We start from the raw sequence: 26,282 nt of genomic DNA on the forward strand, positions 1-26,282 counted from the left end.
GCCGTACAAGCTGACTGACGAGATGTGGCGGTTCCTGGTCTTCCACTATCGCCTTAGAGTAGACGCTGACCCCGGCCGACGCGCGATGGCCTGGATGTACCGCAGAAGTCAGTTGGTGCGCCCGCAGAAGTGGGGGAAGGGCCCGTTCTCGGCGGCGATCATCTGCGCTGAGGCTGCGGGCCCGGTTCTCTTCGCGGGCTGGGATGCCACGGGGGAACCTGTCGGCCGGCCATGGTCGACGCCGCTGATCCAGATTACCGCGACCGCAGACGACCAGACAGCGAACGTGTACCGGCACCTGGTGCCGATGATCGAGCTTGGCCCGCTGGCTGATCTGATCCCGGACACTGGTGAGACTCGGATCAACCTTCCGGGTGGCGGTCAGATCGAGCCGGTGTCCAGTAACGCGAGGTCCCGTCTGGGCCAGCCCGTCACTTTTGTGCTGCAGGACGAGACGCAGCTGTGGGTCAAGTCGAACCGGGGGCATCAACTCGCGGATGCGCAGCGTCGCGGCGCGTCGGGTATGGGCGGCCGGACGATCGAGACTACGAACGCGTGGGATCCGACTGAGGACAGCGTTGCGCAGCAGACCGGCGAGTCCCGGCTGCCGGACATCTACAAGGACCACACTCCGGCTCCGCCGGGGTTGTCGATGAAGAACAAGGTTGAGCGCCGGCGGTGGCTGAGGAAAGCCTACGGCGACTCTTGGTGGATCGATCGGGACCGCATTGAGGCTGAGATCCTGGAACTGCTGGAGAAGGGCGAGGTTGCTCAGGCGGAGCGGTTTTTTGGGAACAAGATCGCTTCGGGTATCTCGACGTGGCTCGACGACGGCAAGTGGGCGCTGAAGATGTCGCCTCGCGACGTTCCAGACGGAACGAAGATCTGTCTAGGGTTCGACGGTAGCGACTCGGAGGACTGGACGGGGTTCCGGGCGGAGACTCTGGATGGGTACAGCTTCACTCCGGCGTTCAATGGCGGTCAGCCGACCATCTGGGATCCGGCGCAGTACGGACACAAGATTCCCCGCGGCGAGGTCCACGCGGCGATGGACGAGATCCAGCGCCGGTACAGGGTCGTGCGCGCCTACTGTGACCCACGGGAGTGGCAGTCAGAGATTGAGGCTTGGCAGCTGCAGTATGGCGAGAAGCGCGTTGTGGTGTGGGAAACGAACCGCATTACGCAGATGCACGCCGCGTTGCAGCGGTTCGTGATCGACCTGTCCAGCTTGATCACGCATGACGGGTGCCCGGTGACTGCGTTGCATATCAACAATGCGCGCCGTGTTGCCCGGCCTGCGGAGCGCTACATCCTCGGCAAGCCGAGCCCGAACCAGAAGATTGACCTGGGGATGTGCACTGTCCTCGCCCATGAAGCCCGATGCGATGCGGTCGCTGGCGGGGCTACGAACAACACGTCCCGTCGACAGGTCGTTGTGATGCGTTAGGAGGTGGGGCGTGAAGCTGTCGGATCTCTCCGACGAGCAGTGGTTCGCTCGCCTGAACGCGCGTCGCCGGGGCAAGTTGGACGACCTCAAGCTGAAGTGGCAGTACTACAACGGCGAGCAGCCGTTGACCTATGTCGCGAAGATCCTTGCTGAGCAGGAGGATCGGTTCCCCGCGTGCCGGGTGAACTGGCCGGCGCTGGTGGTGGACAGCCTTGAGGAACGTCTTGATGTTGAAGGCTTCCGCCTTGGTGACGACATCGACGACGAGCTGACTGCGTTCTGGCAGGACAACGATCTTGATGAGGAGTCCACGCAGGGGCACATTACGTCGCTGGTGACTAGCGAGTCGTACGTGATGGTCGGTCCTGGCGAGGGCGGCTCGCCGTTGATTACGGTGGAGTACCCGGAGGAGGTCGCGGTTGAGATTGATCCGCGGACCCGGAAGATCATCGCTCTGCTGAAGGTCTACAAGGAGGACCAGGAGGCAAAGAGCGAGAACCGTGCTGTCCTCCTTGTTCCTGGCCGTGTGATCGAGTTCGAGAACGGGAAGCCCGTTAGCTCCAAGGGGCAGACTTGGGCGAAGGCTCTTGAGCGTCATCAGACGAGCCCGTTGGTTCCTGCGGTGAAGTTGACCAACCGCCCAATCCGCGGGGTTGGTCGATCAGAGCTGGACTCGATCATCCCGTTGGCAGATGCGGTGAATCAGACAGCAACGAACATGATGGCGGGGATCGAGCACCATTCAGTCGGTCGACGCTGGGCCGTGGGGGTGTCGAAGTCCGATTTCGTCGACAAGGACGGGAAGCAGCTTTCCCCTTGGGAGATCGCGACAGGCCCTGTTTGGGCCGTACCTGGACCGGAAGACCCTACGGACGGCCATGAAGTGAAGCTTGGCCAGTTCGCCGCTTCGGACCTCAGAAACTTCCACGAGTCCATCAAGCAGCTCGCTTCCTTGGCAGCGTCGCTCTACGGTCTGCCTCCGCACTACATGGGCTATGCGAGCGACAACCCGGCTTCCGCTGATGCGATCCGCTCATCTGAGGCGCGTCTGGTGAAGAGGGCAGAACGCCGTCAGCGCGCCTTCGGGGGTTCGTGGGAGAAGGTCATGCGCCTGGCGCTCGCGGTGGTGGGCCGTGACCCGGCTGAGGCGAACCGGTTGGAGACCGTGTGGCGTGATGCTTCTACGCCCACTCGTGCAGCGATGACTGATGCTGCGGTGAAGGCCTTCCAGGCGGGCTACATCGACGCCGAGCAGGCCCAGGAAGACTCCGGCTACAGCCAGGCACAGCGAAGGCGTATGGCGGGCCGTACTGCTGCTGGCGGAGCTGTCCGGGCCGCTGCTGACGCGATCCGCAACCTGGATGTGACGGGAGGCAGCGATGCCTCTGCCGGCGGCGGTAGCGCGGGTAGCTGACGCTCACGTCCGGAACCAAGCCGATCTGTTGAACTCCGCCCTGGGGCTCCTCTCAGAAGCCCTGCGGCGTGGCGTCTCGGATCCGGCAACGTGGCGGGACTCGGTCGCGGCGGTTGCTGAACGCCTTCTTGTGCTGCAGGTGGCTGCGGCTGCTCTTGCCGATGACTATGTCACCGATGTCCTTGAGGCGCAGGGAGCGGATCCTTCTGGGGAGACTGAGGTCAACCCGGAGGGGTTCGCAGATTTCACTGATGGTGGCGGTTCGCTGTTGTCGTTCTTAGTGTTCGCGGGAAACTCCGTGTACCGAGAGGCCACACAGGAGCGTCTGTCAGCAGCATCGACTCGTCAGCGTGTCGAGCATGTGACGACGGCGATCTTGATGGGCGGCATGCAGGACACTGGGCGGTCTGCCGTCCACAGTGCGATGTTCGCCCGACCTTCGGTTACACGGTATGTGCGGATGCTACGGCCGCCGTCGTGCGCTAGGTGCGCCATCTTGGCCGGACGTGAGTACAGGGCGTCGGTGGCGTTCAAGCGCCACAAGCGATGCGACTGCCGCCACATTCCACAGACCGAGGACACCGGGGACTGGACAACGCGTCCTTCTCGCTACTTCAAGTCGCTGTCCCGTGAGGAACAGGATCGGATCTTCACCAAGTCAGGGGCGGAAGCGATCCGGCTTGGCGGGGTGAAGGACTCGTCGATGAACCAAATCGTGAACGCCAGCAAGGGAATGCAGACGGTTACGTCTTGGGGACGTGAACTGAGCATCACCCTTGAGGGTGTCACGCAACGCGGCCTGTTCGGCCGCTACATCGTCCAGGAGGACGGCTCGCTGCGACGGCGAGACCGAACGAATCCCTTGGAACGCAACACTCTCCGGCTGATGCCGGACCAAATCTTCCAACTCGCTGAACAAGAGGGTTGGGACCGCGCCGAGGTGCTGCGACGGCTCCGGCGCTACGCGTACGTGCTGTGACACGCGATGTGCCACAGCTGACTCATGGAGGACCGCGCGATGCGGAACACCATCCTGCCCACCCACCCGACTCTCCATGACCCCGTCACCGGCAAGCCTCTTCAGGCCATCGGCGTTGGCAAGGACGGAAAGATCTGGTGGCCGGTTCTTGGCGGCAATGGCGCGGGCGACCCGCAGCCGACTCCGCCAGCCGATCCCGCACCGCCTGCCAACGAGCCTCTTGGCGACGCTGGTAAGGCCGCGCTGGACGCGGAACGCAAGCGAGCCAAGGAAGCCGAGAAGCGAGCCAAGGAACTCGAGGACCGGCTGAAGGAGATCGAGGACAAGGACAAGTCGGAGCTGGAGAAGGCGCAGAGCCGTCTCGCCGAGTTGGAGCAGGCAAGCAGCAGCGCCGAGGCCAAGCTTCGGCGCTACGAGATCGCTGCGAAGCACTCCATCCCAGCCGACTACATGGACCTTCTGACTGGTTCCGATGTGGACACGCTCGAGTCCCAGGCCGCCAAGATCGCCACGCTTGTGAAGGCGAACACGGAAGCGCAGAAGCTTCCCGCGTTCGCCGCGAACCCCGGGCAGGGAACTCCGCCCGCGACAACCTCCAAGCCGGATGTCGAGGCGGGACGGCGTCTCTATCAAGAGCGCAACCCCAAGAAAACCTAAGCCCTGAAAGGGACAACCCATGGACCTCACCCAGAGGACCGAGGCATTCAACGTGGACGACCCGTCCTGGCTTGCCTCGCGCCACGGGACCGGGGAGGCCGTGAGCGTCACGCTCGACACCTCCGCGTTCACCCCGTCGGTTCACTACCCGGACGGCTTCTTCAAGTCCGGCATTGCTCTCGGCCGCATCACTGCGACCGGCAAGTACGGGCCCTACGCTGGCCAGACCAACGAGGTTCAGTCGGTGACTATCACCGGCTCCCCGACTGGCGGCACGTTCACCCTGACCTGGAGTGGCCAGACCACCGCGGCGATTCCGTACAACGCGACTGCTGCACAGGTCCAGTCCGCCCTGCAGGCCCTGTCGAACGTGGGCGACAACGACGTCACGGTGACCGGTGGCCCCGGCCCCGGCAGCGCGTTCGCGGTGACCTTCAAGGGCGTCCTCGGCGGCACTGACGTGGCTGCGATGACCGCCTCTGGCGCTGGCCTGACTGGCGGCACCACCCCTGGGGTGACCATCGGCACCACCACTGCCGGCGGCGCGAACCCCGCGGCCAATGACGGCACCGAAAGCCTCGCGGGGTTCCTCGCGTTCTCGGTCGGTGCCCCGTCGTCCACTTCGGTGGATGTTGTTGGAGCCATGTTCGACCACTGCAAGGTGGTCAACGCCAAGCTTCCTGTTCCTGTTGACGCTGCTGGCCGCGCTGACGTGGCTGGCCGGATCATCTTCTACTGAGGGGGGTGTACCAATGGCTGACATCTACTCCGAGTACATCACCCCGGCGGAACTGACCGGGTATGCGCGTGCCGCGCTGGCGGATCGTCCGGAGAACCAGTTCCGGCTTGTGGACCGCCTCCCGCACCGCCAGGTCGACGACCTGGTGTACCGCTGGACCGTCAACAACGGCGGCCTTGCGGCTGCTGCTTCGTTCCGCGCCTACGACGCTGAGCCGAAGTTCGGCAAGCGTGAGGGCATCGCTCGCAAGACTGGCGAGCTGCCGGCGATCGCTCAGCAGTACATCCTCGGCGAGTACGACTCGCTGCGGCTGCGAAGCGCTGGCGAGGAGATCCGGAATCTGCTTCTTCGGGATGCAGCCCGGATCGCTCGAGCGATCGACACGCGCTTCGAGTTCGCCCGCGGCCAGGCCCTCGTGGAAGGCAAGGTCACTCTCGCTGAAGACGGCGTTATGGCCGAGGTGGACTTCGGACGCACGGCGGCCCACTCGGTGGCCCCCGCCACGCTGTGGACCGACCTCACCAACGCGAAGCCGCTGTCGGACCTGCAGTCCTGGCGTGACACCTACGTCGACACCAACGGCCAGACTCCCGGAGTGCTGCAGACCTCCACACGAGTGGTGAGCCTGATGCTGCGTAACGCAGAGATTCGGTCACACCTGCTCCCGGTGGGTAGCACCGTGTCCCAGGTCAAGCTCGCCGACCTGAACGCGCTGTTGATTGACTTCGACCTGCCGCAGGTGGAGAAGTACGACGTCCGAGCGATCGACGTCAACGGCGCGTCCCGTCGAATCATCGACGACGACAAGCTGCTGTTCCTCCCGCCGAACGGCGTGGAACTCGGCGCGACCCTGTGGGGCACCACGCTCGAGTCCCAGGAACCGGAGTACGGCATCGCAGATGGCGAGCACCCGGGTGTCGTGGTGGCTGCGTTCAAGCAGAAGCAGACCCCCATCAGGGTCTACACCATGGGCTCGGCGATCGGCATTCCGCTGCTGGCTGACCCGAACCTGTCGTTCGTCGCTGACGTCGCGTGATCGTGGAGGTGGCGCAGTGCCTCAGTTGAGAACCTACGTCCACCTCGCAGACGAGCAGGGCCAAACCCTCGTGTTTGGCCCTGCCTCGGATGTCCCCTCGTGGGCAGTAGCCAAGATCACCAACCCTGACGTGTGGGCAGAGGCTCCAACCCCAGCGGTTGAAGTCGACAGCCGAGAGGCGGTTGCGGAACCGCCGAGGGGTGGACCGGGTGCGTCCAAAGACGCGTGGCGGAACTTCGCCGCTTACCACCAGGTGACGGTTCCGAAGCAGGCTACCCGAGACGACATCATCGCGGCCTGTGTCGCGGTCGGCGTCATCGAGGAGTGACCGTGACTCCTCTAGCTGACTTCTCCGAAGTCCAGATTCGACTTGGCGAAGAGTTCGACGACAAGCTAACCGCTCAGGTGAACGCGTTTCTGCGGGACGCCTCCGCGGTGGTCCGTCGCCGAGTGCCCACTGTGGACGCCAACCTCGCGGACGGGTCCCTTGATCGGGACACCGTCGTCATGGTGATCACTCAGGTTGTGATGCGCCGCATGTCCGGCATCGGACTGTTGTCCGAGCAGCACCCCGAGTACTCGTACACGCTGTCCCCTGAAGCAGCTAACGGCTTGGCTCTCACCGACGACGAGGAAGCCCTGTTGCGGCCTCCGCAGAGCGGCCGAGCCTTCTCGATTGTCCCGAGGTGAGCATGAACATCGTGGTGAAGGTCCGTGACCAGGACGGCGCGGTGCACTACACGTCCCGCACGTCCCGGTTCGTTGTGGACGGTCTGAAGAACGGTTCGCTTGTGGAGGTGACTGATGCGCCCCACAAGGATGACTCAACTCGTAACGATCACGACTCCGAGTCTCTCGACGGTGGACCCCAAGACGGGGAACGAGGTGCCGGGGGCGCTGGTAGAGAAGCAGGTTCGGGCGTATCTGGCGCAGCGGCCACCGGCCGAATTGGGGTCTCAGTTCGAACTGAACGCGGATCAACGAACCGCGGTCGTCCTGTGGACGATGCTGGTTCCTCGGGGAACAGTCCTGACGCGTGACTCGACTGTCACGGACGAGTCGGGGCGTGTGCTTCGGGTGGTCGGGGATCCTGCCGACCGGCCAGCGCATGCGCCGAAGTTCCGTGCAGCTGCCTTGAGGTTCGTGTCGGATCTGGGGGTGTGACATGGCCGCCAGGATCACCATCTTCAACGCTCAGGCTATCCGTGAAGCAGTGCAGGCCACTGTGGACGAACGTACCCAGGTCGCGAACGAGATCGCCGCAGAAGCCAGAGCTGCCGCCCCTGTGCTGACTGGCGAGTATCGCAACGGTATCGGGGTAGAGGTGTCCGGTACTACGGTGCAAGTCGTCGACAATGACCCCACTTCCGGCTTCAAGGAGTACGGGACCAGCGACACGCCAGCGCATGCCGTGCTCACCGACGCTGCTCGTCGCCGCGGCCGATACAGCGGTATCCAGCCGGGGAGACGGTGATGACCACCCCTCTACCGACTGCGGCGGTCCGCGCGCTTCTGCTGGCTGACCCGGACGTCACTGCTGCCTGCGGGGGCCGGATCTCCACTCGGCTACCTGCAGACATGACCCAACCCTGCTACAGGGTGCGTGGTGCGGGAGGCATCGCTCTTGATGATCGAGGGTGGACGTTGTCGCCGCTGTTGCACATCGAGTCCTGGTGCGCGCCAGGCGCGGAGGATCCAGAGACGGTGACGTGGCGCATGGCCATGCTCGCCAACAGGGTCATCGGCCGGTCTCGTTGCAACACATACACCGACAGCGACGGCTCGGTTACCTACTCGATTCGTGTTCTCGACGTCACTCCTCCTGAACCTGATGTTTCTCGAGGCTCCGACACCCCCCTGTACTGGGCTGTGGTGCGAGTCGAACTGCGGCTACAGACCGCTTAGACGTGCCCCGCCCTCCAGCCGCCCTGCATGGCGGGCGGGGCACACCCATTGACGAACGATTCGTCAATCCGCCCATGCAGGGCACTAAGACCTTCCAACCAGCAACCCGCCTCGTTCGCGGGTACGAGTGCAGGAGGCTGCATGTCCATCTACGCAGACAGCGCAGAAGCTGTCCTCTGGGTTGACGGTGACGCTTTTCGCGGTGCCGCCAACCTGACCGCCCCGACCGACCCGTTCGCTGCCGCACCCGCTTCACTGGAAGCGTACGGCGCTGTGAAGGCCGGGTTCACCATCACCCCGTCGCAGGACAAGAAGACCTTCGACGTCTGGAACAACGAGTCTGGCGCGGCGTTCTTCGAGTTCGATGGCCAGACCACGCAGACCATCAAATTCCGTGTTTCGCAGATGTCCAAGGCTGCTGTGCTGACCGAGCTGAAGGGCGGCTCGATCGCAGAGACCGCTGGCGGTTCCGGTATCTGGAAGTGGACCAAGGGTTCGGGCGAGGAGTTCTCGCTCCTGCTGCAGCTGAAGTCCAGCGACAGCCTGAAGAAGATGGCCTACTGGGCACCTCGGGCCAAGCTGGCCGCAGAGCCGGAGCTGGTCAAGAACGACGAAGACCTGGACGGCTGGGAGTTCGAGATCACGATCCTCGCCCCGTCTGGTGGCGGCCAGGCTCTCACCCCGTACAGCAACTGGAACCCGCTCGCCTGATCTAGGAGCACACCATGCAGGGCACCCGTAACACGAGGCGTAAGACGGGCAACGTATCCAACGTCATCGATCTGGATGCGTTGCTCGCTAAGCGTCTCCTCAAGCCTGTTCCTACCGTCCTAGGTGGACACACCTATCAGGTCCGAACCGATCTGACTGGCGCTGAGATCACCGAGTACTTCTCCCTCACGGGCGAAGGCAAGGACGTTGAAGCGTTGACGCTCCTCGTCGGGGCCGACGACGCCGAGCGCTTGAACACGGCGCTCGCTGACCTGCCGCAAGCGCACATGACCCTTGTCGTACGGAAGATCATGACTTCCGCCGGGGTCATCCGCGGCGTTCCTGAAGACGCGGACGAGGGCAGCGTGGGCGAGGGGGAATCCTCGGCGTCCTAGCTCTGGTCCTCACGACCGGATGGGACGCCCTCTCCGCCGATTTTGAACGCTACTACCAGCGTGATCTTCGCGATGCGTTCGTCACCATGCCTGCCGTGGATCTGGTGGCGCGCATCCAAAAACTCCCCCCAGGTTCGGCGTTCGCCCGTCAGGAGATGGGGGACTGCGCTGACTGGGGACTCCACGAGGAGAACACTGCTCGCCTGTTCGACCTGGCGAACTGGTACATCCAGACCATTTGGATGGATCGGATCACAGACCCGGATGACCCGGACATCAAGGCCGAGCAGCAACGAGCGAAGCGAGCCGGGATCAAGCCCCCGGAGTCACCGCTGATCCCTCCCGTGGCTCATCGGCCGCCTTCGTTGCAGGACAGTCAGATCGCCGAGTTCAAGCAGCTGGCGGAGCGCTACAAGGTTCCACCAAAGTTGAAGATCGGCGAAGCGGATCCGATGGATCTGTTGATGCAGTGGAACCGCATGATCGGTATCGCATAACTGAATAGGACCGGGGGTGCACGATGCCCGGTGGCAAGATCGACATCAGGATCGAGCCAGACGCCAGGGACTTCCCCGGCAAACTGAAGTCTGCGCTCGGTCCCGCCGCGGGCATCGCATCCACCATCGGCAGGGGAATCGGTCTCGCCATCGCCGGCGGCACCGCCTTGGCTGCTGTAGGGCTTCGCAGCATCATCAAGACCGGTGTGGAGTACCAGGGAAACCTGAACGAACTCCAGGCTGTGACCGGTGCGACCGCGATCCAGATGACCCAGGTCGGTCAGGTCGCGAAGAAGCTCGGCGCGGACATGACTTTGCCTGCTACGTCGGCGGCTGACGCTGCGGCGGCGATGGTCGAGCTGTCCAAGGGCGGGCTGAACGTTCAGCAGTCGATGGAGGCCGCCAAGGGCACGTTGCAGCTGGCTGCCGCTGCGCAGGTTGATGCCGCCCAGGCGGCCGAGATCCAGAGCGCGGCTTTGAACCAGTTCGGGTTGAGCGCGAGTGAGGCTGGCCGGGTCGCGGACATCCTGGCTAACACTGCGAACGCCAGCGCCGGGTCCATTTTGGACATGGCCAACTCGCTGAAGTATGTCGGCCCGGTCGCCAGGAGCCTTCGGGTTCCGATCGAGCAGACCGCCACGGCCATCGGCCTGCTGTCCAACAACGGCATCCAGAGCGAGCAGGCTGGCACTTCGTTGCGGTCGATGCTTGCCTCGCTTGCCTCCCCGTCGAAGAACGCCGCGTCCGGGTTGAAGACCCTAGGTGTCGTTGCCTTCGATTCCCAGGGCAAGTTCGTCGGCCTCCGGTCTATTGTGGAGCAGTTGGCGAAGGCCAAGGGTAAGCTGACGGACTCGACGTTCCAGCAGGCTGCGGCCGACGCGTTCGGGAACGAAGCGCTATCCGCGGTCAACGCGTTGGCGAACAGTGGCGTCAAGTCGTTCGACGACATGGCCACCGCGGTGACTCGTTCTGGCGGCGCAGCTGAGGTTGCAGCCGCCAAAACCAAGGGGTTGGGCGGGGCATGGGAGGGCCTTCTTTCCCAGCTGGAGACTGTCGGAATCTCGATCTTCGAGGCGATCGACGGTCCACTTGAGAAGGCCGTGCGCGGTGCTGCCACGGCGATCGAGAAGTACGGTCCCGCCGTAGCCAGGGGCATCGAGAACATCGTGTCTGCTGGCGAACTGTTCGGTCCGTCGCTCGCCCAGGCAATCGAGTCTCGAGCGGACGTCGTACTCGAAGCGGTGACCGACGTGTTCCGCCCCCTAGCGGCGGCTGTCGCAGGAGTCATCAACGACGGCATCAACGTAGCTATCAGGTTGTGGAATAATTTCACGTCAGCCCTGGACAGCGTCGTCAAGGCAGCGAAGCCGGTGGCCAAGGGCATCGCTGACGCGGTTCAGAGTGCCCGCGAGGGCGGAGGGCCGATCGCGGCCGCTGCGTCCGCATTCGGTCTTCTAGGGGACGCCGCGCAGGGAGCGTTCAAGCTCCTGGTCCCGATCGGGTCCCTCCTGGGATCGCTGCTCGGGTTGTTCGCCCAACTCCCGGGGCCGGTTCAGACCGCTGTTGTGTCCCTTGGGCTGCTGGCGGCGTTCCGGTCTCCGCTGGCGTCTCTCGGTGCCACCATCCAGGATCGCGTCACGGCTCCGTTCCGCGCGATGGGGCAGGAAGTCCAACTTCAGCGGACGCTGTTGACTGGGTCGACTGAGGTCATGTCTCGCCAGATCGGCAACGTTGGCCTAGCGTTCGCCGCTCTCGAGTCCCGGGTACCGGTGCTTGGACGCATGGCGGAGTCGTTCCGCAACGCGTCGACCGCGGCCCAGGGGTTCGTCACGCATCAGGCTGCGGTCGTTCAAACCGCCTCCGGTGTCAGCGGTCAGATGACCGGTGTCGCGACTGCCGTAGGCAAGACCGAGGGCGCTTTTCGTAGCGTGGCTGGCGCTGCCGCAGGTACTGCCGCAGCATTGGGGACCGGCCTCAAGGCTGCAGCCGGCGGTCTGGTTTCGCTGTTCGGCGGACCGTGGGGGCTTGCGCTGGTCGGTGCGACGGTCGGGCTTTCGCTGCTGGCGTCGAGCCAGGAGAAGGCTGCGACTCGTACTCGTGAGCATGCCGCGTCGGTGAACGCCTTGGCGGCAGCCCTGGAAGAGTCCAGTGGGTTCTTGACGGCGAATGTCCGTGCAGCTGCGGCGCGAGAAGCAGCGAACAAGAAGCTGGCTGACACCGATAAGAGCTTGGTGACTGAGGCCAAGAAGTTCGGCATTAGCCTCGATGACATCACAGATTCGATGGTGGGCCAGAGCGGCACTGCCGAGGAGTTGAAGGCCAAGCTCCAGGGCATCATCGATGCCAACACGCGGTATGCAACTTCGGCGGGCGGCGCGAAAAACGGCCGGATCAACGACGTCGTCATCATGAATGACCAGGCCAAGGCAGCTCAGGCTGTACTGAGAGCGATTGACGGTCTCGGAGATGCATACAAGGTAGCCCAGGAGAAGCGCAAGAACCTGGATGATGCCATCCGGAGCGGCAAGGCTGGAATGTTGGAGGCCAGCGAGTCCGGCAAGACGCTGTCGTCGGCCATGCAGACCCTTGCGGATCGCACTGCGAGTGCCGATGACCGTGCCCGTGGCCTGCGGCGTGCTCTGGATGCGATCACGGGTAATGCGGTGTCGTATGACAAGGCAATGGCTGGATTCAGTGATGTTATGGATCGAGTCAAGTCGAAGTTCAAGGAAGCCGCTGATGAGGCTGCTGCTAGCGGCAAGTCGCTAGTCGATTCCGTGACCGGCGGTATTAATGCCACCCTGCCCAAGGGGCGGGAACTGATTGGCCTGGCAGATGACCTTGGTACGAGCATGGCGACTGCCGCTACTAAAGCGTTCGATATGGCTGGTGGCGTCAACAACATCGGGCCTGCGACCGAGGCTGCGCGATCCAAAGTCGCGGAGGCTAGGAAGACGTTTATCGACGCGGCGGTTGCCGCCGGAATTGGCGCTAAGGAAGCCGAGAAGCTTGCCGATCGATACGGTCTCGTCCCCGACAAGGTTTCGACTCTTATCGACGCTCCTGGCATGGATCAAACTACGATTGAACTGCTTCTCCTTCAGGCGAACGTGAAGGCTGTGCCTGGCGAGAAGAAGATCATCACTTCGACTCCGCTGTCGGATGCTGCAATAGCCAAGCTGCAGGAAGTCGGTATCCGGGTCGAGCGCATCAAGGACAAGAAGCAGATCGTCCTGTATGCGGACTCGGACCAGTTCAACTCGGCAGTGGCGCAAGCCACCAGACCTGCCACCAAGGTAATCACCATTAAGGAGCGCATCGACCACACGGGGGATCGCCGACCGGGTGGTACCGGCAGGTTCGATATGGCTCGTGGTGGGATTCTGGTGGCGGCATACGCCGCTGGTGGTGTCCACCCGAAGTTGACGCCTATGTCGGGCGGAGTGGCCCGAGTGGTTCCTCCGAACACCTGGCGCGTGGTGGGTGACCGCATCCGCGATGACGAAGCTTACATCCCGATCAACCAGTCTAGGCGCAGCCAGTCGATCCTGGAGCACACAGCGAACCGCATGGGCTACCAGTTGGTGCGGATGTTCGCTGCTGGAGGGATGGCAACTGCTGCAGGTTCCACCACCGTGCAGGTGTCGGGAAGTGGCGGGCAGTTCACAGGCACTCTCGTTCTCAGCACTGGAGAGTTGGTGGGCGTCATTCGCGGGCAAATCAACGAGGCGAACAAGCTGACTGCCCAATCCATTTCGTATGGGCGTCGAGGGTAGGAGTGCGAGATGCCGCAGATTTACCGGGTTCCCAAGGACTTCCAGTTCGGGACTCTGACGACTGCTATCACCTCGTCTCAGACGAGCATCACGGAAGCAAAGTTCTCCACGCTGCCCGCGCTCGCGTCCACCGATTCGTATGTGCCGGTGGTTTTGATGGACACTACGACCGGTCTGCATGAGGTTGTGTGGGTAACTGTCCACACGTCGGGTTCGACCACGGTTACCGTTATGCGTGGGCGCGAGCAGAGCACGGCGAAAGCTTGGTCCGTTGGAACCGTGTGGTCGAACGCGCCCACTGCGTGGGATGCGATCGCGGACAAGAACGGCGTGGCCAGTCCTTACGTGGGTCAGCGTGTGCTCAATGGCAGTGCGGGGCGGATTGAGGAGTGGACCTATGGCAATGGCTGGCAGGCGTCGGCGGGTGCTTACCTGCCGACGCAGGCTGGTCCTGCCGCTGATGGCGCTGTGATGCCGAGCTTCGCGTTCAGCGAGATGCGAGTTGGAACAGCCCAGGTTGTGACGGCAGGCGACGGATTCGGGACCGTCAACCTGCCGCTAGCGTTCCCGAATAAGCATGCAGCTGGAGTTTTGACCAGCGCTGACGAAAACCTGTTTGCAGGGCCGCTCACATGGTGTCAGCCGACGCTTTCCAGCTTCAAATTCGTCGGATATCACCCCGGCGGTTCCCTGGCTACGACCACTAGCATCAAGCTGAATTTCATCTGCTGGGGGTGGTGAGATGACCGTCTTCGCCCTCGCGGCCAGGTCGTGGGCAGGCGGCTATATCGTCCCCATCACCACTGGCACTGTCACCGCCACAGCGCAAGCAGCCCAAGGCCGAGTGAAGATCGACATCTCGTGGGCTTCTTCCCAATACCTCAACGTCTACCGGATCCAGGACGGCGTGGCGACACCGGTCCGGGGCGCGTTCCCGTCCCCGGATCCCGCAACCGTGCAGACCGTCTACGACTACGAGGCTCCTTTGGATGTGGCGGTGTCGTACAAGGTCACCACCCCCTGGCTGGCATTCGCAGCGCTGTTCTCCAGCTCCGTGACACTCGTGTCGTCCGGGTTGTCCTGGCTCACACATCCAACCAGCGTTCAGTTGGCAATGAACCCACTTGTCGCGGAGCAGCCCGAACGGGAACACTCCCTCGACCAGGCTGTCTTGACCCCTATCGGACGCCGGTATCCAGTCGTGATCTCGGCGGCAGTCCGGCAAGCGCCTAGCCAAGACCTGATTCTCTACACGAAGACGCTCACGGAGAGGACGCAGTTGCTGGCCCTTGTGCAGTCGGGGTCGCCGTTGCTGCTGCGAACCCCGGCCAGTTACGGCTGGGATCCGTTGACGTGGCTCAGCGTCGGCAACGTCGTTGAACGTCCGGTTCGCTGGCTTGCCAACGAACCAGCTCGAGTTTGGTCTTTGGCGACGCAACAGGTGGACGCTCCGGCTGTGTCGGGAGGCTGACATGCAGGGCCTCTCCGTCGCAGCCACCCAGACTCTGCCAGTAAGCCATGGCATCGCGGTGCGGGTCTCCTCCAAGAGCCCGACCCAGGGGACCTTGTACGACGTGCCAGTGATTGACGGGGTAGTGTCCGTTGATCCGGGATCACAGGTCCGGCGGACCGCTCGCCTTGTGCTCGAACCGGCGCTTTGGCCGGTAGCGCCGGCCTCGCACTTCTCCCCGATCTCATCTCGGATCTTCATCGAGTACGGGATCCAGTTGCCATGGGGCGACTTGGAGTGGATTCCGGTTTTCACCGGACGTGTGCAGACGGCGAAGCGCTCCAACGATGGCGCGGTGGAGTTGACGGCCGCGGACCTGTCGCGCCTGGTGGCGGAAGACCGGTTGGATTCGCCGGGGCAGACCGTCACGTCGGCGACGAAAGTCGCGGAGATCACGCGGTTGATCCAGGAGACCATCCCCGGCCAGGTCGTGATCGATCAGACCGGGAGTACGGCGGCGTGTCCGCAGATCCAGATTGAGCGAGAGCGCTGGTCTGATGGCGTCGAGAAGATCGCGGATTCGCTTGGCGCTGAGGTGTTCTGCGACCCGTTGGGGCGGTTCGTCATCCGTCCGCAGCCCACTCTGGACGGCCCTGCGGTGTGGGGCATCAACTGCGGCGATGACGGCACCCTGCTGGAACTGAGCGAGGAGACAACCCGGGAACGGGTGTACAACCGGGTGATCGCCATGGGGCAGCGGAGTGACGACACTCCGCCTGTGCGGGCTGTTGTGTCGGACACCGACCCGGAGAGCCCTACGTTCTACGGCGGGGCGTTCGGCAAGAAGCCCCGCTTCTACTCGAGCCCGCTGTTGACGACGGTGGCCCAGTGCACCGACACCGCGACGTCGATCCTGAACCGCGCCAAAGGGATCGATGGCAGCATCAGCCTCGATGCGGTGTGCAACCCAGCGTTGGACTCGGGTGACATCGTGAGTGTCCGCTACCGGGATGGCAGTGTCGGCCTGCACATCATCGACGCACTTGAGATCCCTTTGTCGATCAACGGAGTCCAGAGGATCTTGACTCGCACCGTGGAACTTCCTGGGGAGAGCGGGTGATCGTGTGCAACTCGAAGACGCGATCACCGATTCGTTCCCCAGCGAGCCTTGGCGGGTCGGCATCGTTACCGGCACGGCCGGTGCGCGAGTCGTTGTCACTGTTGAGGGCGCGTCTCTGACGTTGCCGCGTCTCGAAAGCTACACACCCACGATCGGCCACACTGTTCAGATCGCTTGTCCCAAGGGCCGCTGGTTTGTCCTGGGCAAGATCGCATCCTAACACAACTGAATATGGGGGATCCCTGTGCCTGCGGAACTCACCGCTATTGCCGACCTGGCCGCGCATCCCGGTTTCATCCTGCGGGTACGTGCTGCGATTGTGAAGGCTGCGGTCGCAGTCGCCAACGAGAACGACGCCGGAACCAACGTGTCCACACTGCGGCATGCTCTCGCCACGAACGTGCTTCTGGACAGTCAGACCTACGCCATGCGCTTCGCCTGGGCCGTCGCTACCAACCCCTCTGTCGAGCTGAACAGCCCCTCCGGAGACATTGAGTACACGGCGAACTCAATGTGGAACGCGGTCGCGGGCATCGCACCGACCGCGCCGTAGACAGTCATCCATCCAGCAGTACGTCATCCAGTCGGGGGATCACGTCATGCTCCACATCCGGTCAGGACGGAATCCTTACGAGGTCACCGTTCTCGTGGCTCTACTCATATCTGGCGTCAGCGGGCTGGTCTCACCGGCCCGCGTGTCAGCATCGTCCGTGTCGGCGCTATCGCCTATGTGGCAGTACATGTGGTATTCGGGGCTCGCTGCGATGAGCGCGATCGCGCTGACCGGAGTGCTGCTAGCCAACATCCACGGACTTCTAATCGAACGTGCTGGGCTGCTCGGATTGACGTTGATGCTGCTTGGGTTTGGGGCAGTCCTCGTCGGACTGCACGGCCTACGCGCTACCCAGTTCGGACTGCTAGTCGTCGCGATCGGCGCAGCAAACATCTTTCGTATCAGGCAGATCCGTCAAGACATCGCCCAGATCCAGGTTGCGATGCAGAGCGGCTAGCTGAGGGGCGACCTGGAGACGTCATGACACTTTCGGGATGGCTACAAGTCGCCGGGGCTTTAGGTGGTTTGGTCGGTCTTGTGTCGCTGGTTCTGGTGCCGCGGCAGATGCGCAAGCTCACCGCGGACACGGACAAGACCAAGGCCGACGCAGCCAAGGTTCTGGTCGAGGCCGTTGCCGCCCTCGGTACTTCTGCAGCGGCGGAGCTGACCAACTTGAACGAGTCGTTGAAGACCACGCGATCGAAGCTTGCGTTGGCGGAGCAGAAGACCATGGACTTGAACGCGAAGCTCGTTGAGGCGCAGGCGGAGATCCAGTCTCTGCGTAACCAGGTGGAGAAGATGTCGAAGGATCTGACCGCGGCCGTTGAGGAACTGTCCCACTACCGACCAGGAGGCACCCATGCGCTATAGCCGGTTCGTGCCTGCCAACGCGGCGGAAGCTCTGCCGGCGACGGCGGAGCATGTGCGGGCGCATCTGTCCTCTGTGGCCGATGCCGACGACGATCCGACTGCCCACGCCGATGATGTGCGGATCCTGGTGAAGCCAGCGCCGGGCGGCTGGCTGGTTGTGGGCGCGCTCGATGCAGAGCCGAATGCCCCGTATCTGCAGCCTGGGTTCGACCCGTATGACGATGTCTCCGAGGAGCTTCGCGCCCTTGCGGTGGATGACGAGGTGACCTCGTGAGCGTCAGCATCACTCTCCGTTTCGTTGAGATCTTCCGTGCCCACGGTGTGCCGGTGACGTTCGAGTCGGGTTGGGAAAGGCGCGGCAACGGCCAGACGAGCGCCTACGAGGGCGGCATCGTGCACCACACGGCAACTGCGGTGTCCAACACGCGGCCCCAGATCCTCGTCACAGGTAGAAATGATCTTCCCGGTCCGCTGTGCAACTTCGCTGGGCTCTCCGGCGGGGGGATCCATGTGGTCGCCGCGAACCCGGCCAACCATGCAGGTGCGAGCGGCGGCCGGTCTATGGGGCCGTTGCCGGTGACAACCACGTTCAACCGCAGGGTCCTCGGCCTGGAGATTGTCTACCCGGGGACGTCGCCGATGACTGCGGCGCAGCTGCGGACGGCGAAGGTGTTCGCCAAGGCCGTGCAGCAGGTCTTCGGTTCGGTGGAGCGCTGCAGGGCGCACGCCGAGACCTCAATCACCGGCAAGTGGGACCCCGGCTATGCCAACGGCCGAACCATCGACATGAACCAGTTCCGCCGAGAGGCGGCGACCATCAACTCTGGAGGCTTCCTCATGGCACTGTCCGATCACGACCAGGGTGTTCTCCTGGAGGCCGCGAACGCGGTGCTCATGGGTGAGGCGGGCAAGCGTGCCGCGGGCCGTACTGCCGCGGCGATCGCCAACACTCAGGGTGGTGTCGCTGAGCTGCACCAGAAGGTCGATGTGCTTGGCGCGGGTTTGGCGCAGGTGTCGGAGGCTGTGTCGAGGGTGGGCCAGGTTCAGGCTCCGCAGATTGACTACCCCCGTCTTGCCGCGGAGGTCGCCCCGCTCATCGGCGATGCCGTTGCCCAGAAGGTTGCTGATGTGCTCCGCGACCGCCTCGCCAGCTAGCCCATCTTCCCTGGAGTCCTCGTGACGTTTGATCTTGCTCAGGTTCTCTCTCTCGCCATCGGCACTCTGCTGCCGGTCCTTGTGGGCCTGGTGACCCGCTGGGACGCTGGTGCCCGTCTCAGGGCCGTCTTGCTGGCCGCACTGTCCGCGGTGTCGGCGTTCCTGTCCGAACTGCTGGAGTCGGTGAACACCGGCACCCAGTTCGATGCCGGCGCGACCCTCCTGGCGGTCCTCGGAACTTTCACGGTCGCAGTGGCCACCCACTACGGCCTGTGGAGCCCCACCGGCGTCGCTGACCGGGCACAGGCTGCCCCCGGGTTCATCGGAGGCACCAAGTAGGTCTACGCACACGCAGAAGCGCCCCACTCTCCTCCGGGAGGGTGGGGCGCTTCTCGTCGTTTCAGGCGTCGATCACCAACGGAGACATGCTTCCCTCGATCACCTGGTCCATCTCCTCCGCTGGCTGTCGCCACCAGCCCGAGCATCCCCGGACACAGGGATGGCTCATATCTCGGAGGAGCATCGAACCATCCGGCTGCGGTTCCGGCTGTTGCCACGTGAAGTGACCAGTATCGCGGCACAGGTTGCACGAGCTGGCGGCGACCTCGCTAGGTCGGGACGTGTCCAGTTCCACCGCACCTCCTGCAGGCGTCGTAGTCCCGGTCAGGATCGGTGCCCGCACCCCAGCAGTCTGGGCACTTTTTCACCTTCGGTGCCATGGTCTCACCCCTGTCTACCCTCGCGGGCATCCTGCACACGACCGGGCTACCGGCCGCAGCTGTTACCTATGTTGATGTCTGCCCATTGCCACCACAGTGGAGGCATGTCCGGTTCTCGCTGTGCTCGACTGCCCTCGTTGTCGGATCCCCGTCTGCTGGGCCGATCTCCCGGAGCACCCGCTCGTGGATCCTGCGTGTTCTGTCGCATAGTGGACGCCTTTCGACCACGAGTGCTCGCTACTAACCGATCATGATGTGGCGCGGTGCACGGAGATGGATCTGTCGCATCTCAACGCACCCGGGACAGCGCGGGTGAGGGCCGACGAAACGCCGGTCCGGCGCTAGCAGGGGCCAGACTCGGCCGCAGATCGATACCTGCAGGGACCCGACGGGCAGATCTTCGGGGTCCATGACGAACACGTACTCCAGGTACTCGCAGTACTGGATCCACAGCCAGCGGTTCATGCCGCATGGAGGGAGTCAGCGGGGGTGACGGCCTGGGGGGAGGGGGCCGCCACCCCCTTACCCGACGGGGGAGGGGGTAGGCCCGCCGGGAGTTTGGAGGTGAGGGCGGATGTAGGTGGGATGCCCGCCCTCACCTGTCCTCTCGCTGCTAGTCGCGGCGAGAGGTTCGCGGCAGCACACCGCACCTGTGCTGCCGCACGGTGGCCTTGCGCGGCCGTCACCCGAGGCAGGATCACCGCGATTCGATGCTCCACCGGGGTCGTCTTGTCGACCCGGTGTTGCGCGGGGCGCGCTGGCCTCGCAGTGGGGCAGCGACGCCGGATGGCTCTTGTGGTCCATCGGGTCTGCTGTACGACCCACCAGTGGTGGAGGAGGTCACCCCAGGTTTCGGGTCGCCACAGGGTGCCGCCGTAGGCGACCCACAGGGACCCGGTGGTGAGGGTGAGGAGCAGGAGGGCGGCTGCGCCGACGCTAGACCCGGCCATCGTCGCCTCCTCGCGGGTAGTACGGCAGGTTGTCAGCGTCCTCGCGCTCGCGGATCTGCTCGACAGTGAGGCGCTGCTCGTCTTCCGGGTACAGCGGGTCGTCACGGTGCTTCAGCCACCAGCAGAACGTGTAGATGCTGAGGACGATCAGGGCACCCGCGATGCCTATGCCGATCCATTCGGTCATCGACGTCTCGCTTCCTCGATGAGCTTGCCGAGGTGGTTGTGCAGGGCGAGGGCTTCATCAAGGGGGAGGCTGATGGGGCGGTGGTGTTCACCAACGGCGACGTTGATGACGCCCCGGTTCCGTATCCAGGTCTTGAGTCGCTGCGGCTGCCCTGGCACTGGTAGGCCGTAGAACTCGCCGCGCCCTTTCAAGACCATGTCGCCTCCCCGAAGAGTGGGACCGGCTGCCCGGCCCGAGTGTCGGGGGTACCCAGGCCGGGCTGCCGGAGATCAGGGCCCGCCCCGTGCGCTGGTGCTTGGAACTCTGACCGCGCACGGGGCGGGTTTGGCGACGCGGTAGCCTTGCTACCTGCGTCGACTCTACGAGAGTAAGTCTGCAATTGCACGTTTACCAGACACCGATCGGGCGAATCTCACGCTCAGCGCCCTCAGGCACACTGTGCGCATGCGTAGCAGGAGGTGGCAGTGAGCGACAGCCCGTTGATCTCCAAGCTCGACCTCGGGCATCTGCTCCAGCAGGGCAGAGAGCGCGCCAACATGACGGCCCAAGAAGTGGTGCAGGCCCTAGGGTTTAGCGCGAGCAAGATCAGCCGGATTGAGAACGGCCACACAGCGCCCAATGCGACCGACCTAGAGCGGCTACTGGACCTCTACGGAGTGGACGAGAAGGACCGACCTGCGATTCGTGAACTGGCCACCGCGGCCCGCCGACAGGACTCGCGACCGAGATACGCCTCGAAGCTTCCGCCCTGGTTCAACCGGTTCCGCAAGCTAGAGCGCGCCGCATCGTCGATCATGCACTTCAGCGGTGCTCTCATCGCGGGTCCACTTCAGACCGACAAGGTTGCGCTGGAACTGTTCCGAGCCAACCCCGAACACACTGAAGAAGACGTCCAGAGCTTCTTGAAGGCGAGAGCGGCACGAAGGTCACGCCTCCTTGAACCAGGTGCACCCGATGCGTGGTTCATCTTCGGCGAAGCTGCGGTGAGGCAAGAGGTCGGCAGCATCGAGACGCGTCGCGAACAACTCGACTACCTAGTGAAGGTGTCGACGCAGCGGAACGTCACCCTTCAGATGATCCCGTTCACTGCCGGCGCGCACAGGTCCTTGGGTTTCGACTTTCAGATCCTCCGGATCGGCGACGAGTACATCGTCTACACCGAGAACCTGCGGAACGCCGCGTTCGTGGACTCCGACGAGGACAAGAAGGCACACCTGGCTACCTTCGACAGTCTCAAGGCGGTCGCGAGCAGCCCGAAGGAGACGAGGGCCTTCCTTGAGAGGCTGCGGGATAGCCTTGCCTAGGAACTCTGACAGCAAGCTAAGGAGGTCTGGTGTGAGCACCGACCTGCGCCAGTTCAACTACCGCAAGTCGAGCTACAGCGGCGGCAACGGCGGCGAGTGTGTCGAGGTGGCCCTTCCGGGGCACCTGGCCGCGGTGCGCGACTCCAAGAACCTGGAAGGCCCGATCCTGGCGTTCACGCCTGGGGCGTGGGCCGTCTTCCAGGAGACGCTGCGGGCTGGGTCGTTCGACCTGACCTGACCGTCGTACGTGCGAAAGAGGGGCGGCCTTCGGGTCGCCCCTCTTCTACTGTCCGGGGCCATGATCAAAGCTCCATAAAGGCTCCGGAAACAGGTCCACCCGGGTACACCTTGGTCCACCAGTCGAAGGAGGTTTGCCCAGGTAGGCCCACCTACGGGCACCTCAGTACACCCGGCACGAGTTAATCGCAGGGTTGTTGGTTCGAGTCCAACCGGAGGAGCTTCACCCCAGGCTGCGGCCTGGGGTTGTTTGCTTTCTGGGGCGAAATCGCCTGGGGTGGGGCTTGTGACCAGCGTTTCTCGGTACTCCGTCAGTGTCGCCGGTGTCGTGGTTGACGGGGCGGGCCGGGTGTTGGTCATCCGGCGGCGGGACAACGGTCGGTGGGAACCGCCGGGTGGGGTGCTCGAGGTCGGTGAGACGTTCGAGCAGGGGGTGCGGCGCGAGGTGTGCGAGGAGACCGGGGTCGTGGTCCGGGTTGGTCGGCTCACCGGCGTCTACCAGAACGTGGTTCGGGACGTTGTGGCCCTGGTGTTCCGCTGCTCGCCCGAGACCACCGAGGCGGTGCCGACGGAGGAGGCGAGTGAGGTTCGCTGGCTGAGTTTGGCGCAGGTTCGGGAGGTCATGGTTCCCGCCTATGCGGTGCGGGTTGCCGACGCCTTCGCGGAGGTGGTCCGGACTCGGGTCCATGACGGGGTGCGGCTGCTGGGATAGCGCGCGGCCCGGTCCGAAACTCGGGTGACCGGGGTTGGCTTGCTGCCTAGCTTGGGCGCATGGCGACGCAGGTGGTTGTGCTCAATGGTGGGTCCAGTGCTGGGAAGAGTGGGATCGCTCGGTGTTTGCAGGCCGTGCTGCCGGGGGCGTGGCTGGTGGTGGGGGTGGACACGTTCATCGAGTTGTTGCCGGCCTCGTTGCGGGGGGCCTCGGGCGGGGTTGAGTTCGCGCCGGATGGGACGGTGCTGGTGGGAGCGGCGTTCCGGGAGTTGGAGGCGGCCTGGGCGGCGGGGATCGCGGCCATGGTGCGGGCTGGGGCTCGGGTGATCATTGATGAGGTGTTGCTCGGCGGGGGTGCGGGGCAGCGGCGGTGGGGGGCGGCGCTGGCTGGGCTTGAGGTGTTGTGGGTGGGGGTGCGGTGTCCGGCTGAGGTGGCGGCGGGGCGGGAGCTGGCGCGCGGGGACCGGATCACCGGGATGGCGGCGGGGCAGGCCGAGCTGGTGCACGTCGGGATGCGTTATGACGTGGAGGTCAGCACCGTGGGGGTGGAGTCGGTGGAGTGTGCGCGGGTCATCGCGGCTCGGGTGGATGGCTAGAGACATCCCTGCCTCTTCGGGCGGGTCAGGCGGCGGATTCCCTTTCTAGACTGGACATTCCGCCGTGGCTGCCGGGTCGGCGGGGTGGGAGGCCGAGGGGATGCGGCGCGGTGTGGTTCTGGCGACCATCGGGCTGGTGGCCAGTGTGCTGGGGATTCTGGGGTTCTTCGGGGTGCGTGGCTATCAGGACCTCTCGCCTGGGCCGAGCAGCACCCGGTCCACCGCGGTCCGGACGAGCGCCGTTGATCCGGACGCGGGGCGGTGGGCGGCGGTGCGCCGGGCCGATGACGCCTGTGCGGTGGCCACCCGGCGCAGCAAGGAGCTCAGTGCGCTGACCGGGCCGAAGCGGTTCCTCGCGTGGGCGCGCAAGGTGGCGGAGCTGCGGGCCCTGTTGCTCAAGCAGTGGAGGTCCGTGTCCGCGCGGTCGGCGGCGGTGCCGGAGTCCTTCGTGGCGGAAGTGCACAAGTTGCTCAGGGACGTGGAGATGGCGAACTGGTGGTGGGGAGAGGTCGTCCGGCACTCCGCGGCGAATTCCTGGGATCGGGCTCGGACCGTGTTCGCGGAGTATCGGCGGTTTGACGACTCGGCGGTGGACCGGGCCAACAAGCTCGGATTCAGCGTGTGCAACTATCCCTGGCCGCGGCCGATCGGCTGGTAAGCGTTCACTGCTGAATTTCCTTAAGCAAATGGGCTTCCGGCTGCCCTGGAGTCGGTGGAATGTCAGGGGTGGACGATAGGGTTCAGGTAGTTCGACTGGCACGGAAGATGCAGGTCAGAGCTACTGGAGGTGTGGATGACGGCAGCGGAGGCACTGGTGCCCCAGGTCAAGATCGGGGCGATCATCGACTTCGTGGTCAGTGGTCCGGGTTTGCAGACCAGGACGGTGGAGAACATTCGTCGTATGTATCTCGAGGAGGCGGCTCGGCCGTGGTTCTACTACGAGCCGATCGTCAACGGGATAAAGCGCGCACTGGCCAGTGATGAACCGGGGGAAGTGCTGGAACCAGTGGTGAACCGGATTGACGATCCGGCCAAGCACGCGCATTTTCGGGAACTACAGGGGGGATTTCTGACATGGGTGGCCAAGGCACGACCAGCGGTGGTACCGGTCGGCGGCGCGGTCTGGCGGGGGGCCGACGGCGAGGTTGGGATCAGTCCGCACCTCGGGCTCACGCTCGGGGCTGACCCGCGCCCGCACGCGGTGCTGCTCTACCTGAAGAAGCCGGAGCTGACCCAGGCCGCGGCCAACATCCCGCTGTGGATGGTCGAGCGACAGCTGCCGGACATCCTGCCCGGTGGGCGGGCGGCCATCCTGGACGTGCGCCGGGGCAAGCTGTTCCGGTTGCGCGCCAACGCCTCCCCGAAGCGGCTGGACGCCTCGGTGGCCGGGGCGCTGGCCAACTTCAGCACCATCTGGCAGGCCATCGCCTAGCCGCCGCGCGGTGCCGGGGTCCTTCCACCGAGCCCACCCCAGCGGGCTCGGCGGACCCGCCGCACCCCGGGTGCCCGCGGCAAAAGTCGCGTACCCCTACGGATGTTCCCCCGGATTGTCCGGCGACCTCGCGCGCCCGGATGGTGCTGGCAGCGGCCGATTTCCCTGCCGTCCGCCACCACCCCCGCGGGAGGAACACCGTGAACATCACCCGGAGGGCGAGTCTGATCGCCCTGACGGTCACCGCGCTCGCCGTGCCCCTGCTACCCGGCCTCGCGCTGGCACAGCAGGAGCCCGGCGGGCGTGCCGTGACCCCCACCGACCTCGCCGAAGTCCCGCCCGCCGACCCCGGCGCGCTGTCCATCGGCGGCAAGCCGGTCTCGGTCAAGGACTTCCCGTTCATGATCGCCGGGCTGCGCGAGGGCGGGCCGCGGCCGCAGGGGCAGAGCTGCACCGGTTCGGTGATCGCCCCGCGCAAGATCCTCTCCGCCGCGCACTGCGCCGACGCCGCCGGGGACAAGACCTTCCTGTACGGCCTGGACGACCTCAACCAGGGCACCGGTTTCCGCACCAAGGTGCTGGAGTACAAGAAGCACCCCAAGTACGTGAACTTCGACCAGGGCTACGACGTCGCGGTGGTCACCGTCGCCGACGACATCCCGGTGCCCGGCGGCGCCTACGTCAAGGTCGCCACCTCCGCCGACACCGGCCTCAACGCGCCCGGCAAGACCGGCGTCGGCCTCGGCTACGGCAAGAAGGACCACAACGACAACACCCGCAACGTCGAGCTGCACCGCTTCGAGCTGCCCATCGTCGAGGGCAGCAACTGCAACGGGGTGGGCGCCGGGTTCCGCGAGGCCACCATGATCTGCTCCGGCTACCCCGACGGCCGGATCACCATCCTGCAGGGCGACAGCGGCGGCCCGCTGGTCGTCGACGGCAAGGTGGTCGGCGTGGCTTCCTGGAGCCGCAGCGACTTCCGCTGGTACTCCGTCTACGGCCGGCTGAACAACGACATGGGCGACTGGGTGAAGCAGCAGATCGACGGCGGCCAGGAGCCCCCGCCCGGCGACATCAAGCTCGCGCTCGCCCCCGGCAGCGGCAGCGCGCGGCCCGGCGGCTTCCTGCAGACGAAGATCACCGTCACCGGCGGCGGGCAGACCACGCTGACCGCCAGCGGTGCGCCCTCGGGCACCAGCGTGCACTTCTCGCCGGCCACTGTCGCCTCCGACAGCAGCTCCACCGCCTTCGTCTGGGTCGGCTTCAACACCCCGGCGGGCAGCTACCCGATCAAGATCACTGGCACCTCCAACGGCAAGACCGGCAGCGCCGAGTTCGTCCTCACCGTGACCCGGTAGTCGGCGCTGTACCAGGTGGGACGGGGTTCGCGGCCCCGTCCCACCGCTTTTATTCAACGCCTGTTGACTTGCTCGCCGCCCTC

Annotated in this window: 29 protein-coding genes; 28 read left to right on the forward strand and 1 reads right to left on the reverse strand. The window is 64.6% G+C overall.

Annotated elements, in window-relative coordinates:
- Positions 1–115 precede the first annotated feature (115 nt).
- The 21 genes from N8J89_RS08075 (at position 116) to N8J89_RS08175 (ending at position 19,043) form a co-directional block, all read left to right on the forward strand.
- Positions 116–1,447, forward strand: a complete 1,332-nt coding sequence (locus tag N8J89_RS08075) for a terminase large subunit domain-containing protein (RefSeq protein ID WP_283663722.1) — start codon at positions 116–118, stop codon at positions 1,445–1,447.
- A 10-nt stretch (positions 1,448–1,457) separates the two neighbouring features.
- Complete coding sequence (locus N8J89_RS08080) at positions 1,458–2,861, forward strand: phage portal protein (protein WP_283663723.1); 1,404 nt, start codon at positions 1,458–1,460, stop codon at positions 2,859–2,861.
- Positions 2,862–2,889: 28 nt separating this feature from the next.
- Positions 2,890–3,840, forward strand: a complete 951-nt coding sequence (locus N8J89_RS08085) for a VG15 protein (protein WP_283663724.1) — start codon at positions 2,890–2,892, stop codon at positions 3,838–3,840.
- Between the two features lie 39 nt (positions 3,841–3,879).
- Entirely contained in the window at positions 3,880–4,497 is a 618-nt protein-coding gene (locus N8J89_RS08090) for a DUF4355 domain-containing protein (RefSeq protein WP_283663725.1), read from the forward strand.
- 19 nt (positions 4,498–4,516) lie between these two features.
- Positions 4,517–5,236 carry a hypothetical protein gene (locus tag N8J89_RS08095; protein WP_283663726.1) on the forward strand — a complete coding sequence of 240 codons (720 nt, stop codon included), beginning with the start codon at positions 4,517–4,519 and terminating at the stop codon, positions 5,234–5,236.
- A gap of 13 nt (positions 5,237–5,249) precedes the next feature.
- Positions 5,250–6,272, forward strand: a complete 1,023-nt coding sequence (locus N8J89_RS08100; protein WP_283663727.1) for a major capsid protein — start codon at positions 5,250–5,252, stop codon at positions 6,270–6,272.
- Positions 6,273–6,602: 330 nt separating this feature from the next.
- A complete protein-coding gene (locus N8J89_RS08105) occupies positions 6,603–6,962 on the forward strand; it encodes a hypothetical protein (RefSeq protein ID WP_283663728.1) in 360 nt (119 codons plus the stop codon).
- A 475-nt stretch (positions 6,963–7,437) separates the two neighbouring features.
- Entirely contained in the window at positions 7,438–7,746 is a 309-nt protein-coding gene (locus N8J89_RS08110) for an HK97 gp10 family phage protein (protein ID WP_283663729.1), read from the forward strand.
- Positions 7,747–8,318: 572 nt separating this feature from the next.
- Entirely contained in the window at positions 8,319–8,888 is a 570-nt protein-coding gene (locus tag N8J89_RS08115; protein ID WP_283663730.1) for a hypothetical protein, read from the forward strand.
- A 14-nt stretch (positions 8,889–8,902) separates the two neighbouring features.
- Positions 8,903–9,283, forward strand: a complete 381-nt coding sequence (locus N8J89_RS08120) for a hypothetical protein (RefSeq protein WP_283663731.1) — start codon at positions 8,903–8,905, stop codon at positions 9,281–9,283.
- A 95-nt stretch (positions 9,284–9,378) separates the two neighbouring features.
- Positions 9,379–9,780, forward strand: a complete 402-nt coding sequence (locus N8J89_RS08125) for a hypothetical protein (RefSeq protein ID WP_283663732.1) — start codon at positions 9,379–9,381, stop codon at positions 9,778–9,780.
- A gap of 23 nt (positions 9,781–9,803) precedes the next feature.
- Positions 9,804–13,556, forward strand: coding sequence for a phage tail tape measure protein (locus N8J89_RS08130; protein ID WP_283663733.1), 3,753 nt, complete (start codon positions 9,804–9,806; stop codon positions 13,554–13,556).
- A 9-nt stretch (positions 13,557–13,565) separates the two neighbouring features.
- The gene (locus N8J89_RS08135) at positions 13,566–14,297 is read left to right on the forward strand and encodes a hypothetical protein (protein ID WP_283663734.1); all 732 of its coding nucleotides are present in this window, start codon (positions 13,566–13,568) and stop codon (positions 14,295–14,297) included.
- 1 nt (position 14,298) lies between these two features.
- Positions 14,299–15,027: a hypothetical protein gene (locus N8J89_RS08140; RefSeq protein WP_283663735.1), complete on the forward strand. Its 729-nt coding sequence runs from the start codon at positions 14,299–14,301 to the stop codon at positions 15,025–15,027.
- A 1-nt stretch (position 15,028) separates the two neighbouring features.
- Positions 15,029–16,126, forward strand: a complete 1,098-nt coding sequence (locus N8J89_RS08145; protein ID WP_283663736.1) for a DUF5047 domain-containing protein — start codon at positions 15,029–15,031, stop codon at positions 16,124–16,126.
- 244 nt (positions 16,127–16,370) lie between these two features.
- The gene (locus tag N8J89_RS08150; RefSeq protein WP_283663737.1) at positions 16,371–16,679 is read left to right on the forward strand and encodes a hypothetical protein; all 309 of its coding nucleotides are present in this window, start codon (positions 16,371–16,373) and stop codon (positions 16,677–16,679) included.
- 211 nt (positions 16,680–16,890) lie between these two features.
- The gene (locus N8J89_RS08155) at positions 16,891–17,136 is read left to right on the forward strand and encodes a hypothetical protein (protein ID WP_283663738.1); all 246 of its coding nucleotides are present in this window, start codon (positions 16,891–16,893) and stop codon (positions 17,134–17,136) included.
- A 23-nt stretch (positions 17,137–17,159) separates the two neighbouring features.
- Complete coding sequence (locus N8J89_RS08160) at positions 17,160–17,549, forward strand: hypothetical protein (protein WP_283663739.1); 390 nt, start codon at positions 17,160–17,162, stop codon at positions 17,547–17,549.
- Positions 17,539–17,823, forward strand: coding sequence for a hypothetical protein (locus tag N8J89_RS08165; RefSeq protein WP_283663740.1), 285 nt, complete (start codon positions 17,539–17,541; stop codon positions 17,821–17,823). The genes N8J89_RS08160 and N8J89_RS08165 overlap by 11 nt, the downstream gene beginning before the upstream one ends.
- Positions 17,820–18,704: a peptidoglycan recognition protein family protein gene (locus N8J89_RS08170; RefSeq protein WP_283663741.1), complete on the forward strand. Its 885-nt coding sequence runs from the start codon at positions 17,820–17,822 to the stop codon at positions 18,702–18,704. The genes N8J89_RS08165 and N8J89_RS08170 overlap by 4 nt, the downstream gene beginning before the upstream one ends.
- Positions 18,705–18,725: 21 nt before the next feature.
- The gene (locus tag N8J89_RS08175; protein ID WP_283663742.1) at positions 18,726–19,043 is read left to right on the forward strand and encodes a hypothetical protein; all 318 of its coding nucleotides are present in this window, start codon (positions 18,726–18,728) and stop codon (positions 19,041–19,043) included.
- Positions 19,044–20,359: 1,316 nt separating this feature from the next.
- Here N8J89_RS08175 and N8J89_RS08180 read toward each other — a convergent pair.
- Positions 20,360–20,560, reverse strand: coding sequence for a hypothetical protein (locus tag N8J89_RS08180; protein ID WP_283663743.1), 201 nt, complete (start codon positions 20,558–20,560; stop codon positions 20,360–20,362).
- Between the two features lie 464 nt (positions 20,561–21,024).
- On the opposite strand from N8J89_RS08180, the gene N8J89_RS08185 reads away from it, so the two are divergent.
- From N8J89_RS08185 to N8J89_RS08215, 7 genes are all read left to right on the forward strand, one after another.
- A complete protein-coding gene (locus N8J89_RS08185) occupies positions 21,025–21,864 on the forward strand; it encodes a helix-turn-helix domain-containing protein (protein ID WP_283663744.1) in 840 nt (279 codons plus the stop codon).
- A gap of 31 nt (positions 21,865–21,895) precedes the next feature.
- On the forward strand, positions 21,896–22,102 hold the full coding sequence (locus tag N8J89_RS08190; RefSeq protein ID WP_283663745.1) for a DUF397 domain-containing protein: 207 nt from the start codon (positions 21,896–21,898) through the stop codon (positions 22,100–22,102).
- 285 nt (positions 22,103–22,387) lie between these two features.
- On the forward strand, positions 22,388–22,813 hold the full coding sequence (locus N8J89_RS08195) for an NUDIX hydrolase (RefSeq protein WP_283666114.1): 426 nt from the start codon (positions 22,388–22,390) through the stop codon (positions 22,811–22,813).
- 59 nt (positions 22,814–22,872) lie between these two features.
- Complete coding sequence (cpt, locus tag N8J89_RS08200; protein ID WP_283663746.1) at positions 22,873–23,409, forward strand: chloramphenicol phosphotransferase CPT; 537 nt, start codon at positions 22,873–22,875, stop codon at positions 23,407–23,409.
- Positions 23,410–23,545: 136 nt separating this feature from the next.
- A complete protein-coding gene (locus tag N8J89_RS08205) occupies positions 23,546–24,067 on the forward strand; it encodes a hypothetical protein (RefSeq protein ID WP_283663747.1) in 522 nt (173 codons plus the stop codon).
- 135 nt (positions 24,068–24,202) lie between these two features.
- Positions 24,203–24,841, forward strand: coding sequence for a hypothetical protein (locus N8J89_RS08210; RefSeq protein WP_283663748.1), 639 nt, complete (start codon positions 24,203–24,205; stop codon positions 24,839–24,841).
- A 200-nt stretch (positions 24,842–25,041) separates the two neighbouring features.
- The gene (locus N8J89_RS08215; RefSeq protein ID WP_283663749.1) at positions 25,042–26,199 is read left to right on the forward strand and encodes a trypsin-like serine protease; all 1,158 of its coding nucleotides are present in this window, start codon (positions 25,042–25,044) and stop codon (positions 26,197–26,199) included.
- The last annotated feature ends 83 nt before the right edge of the window (positions 26,200–26,282 follow it).

The sequence above is a fragment of the Crossiella sp. CA-258035 genome, assembly GCF_030064675.1.
Lineage (GTDB): Bacteria > Actinomycetota > Actinomycetes > Mycobacteriales > Pseudonocardiaceae > Crossiella.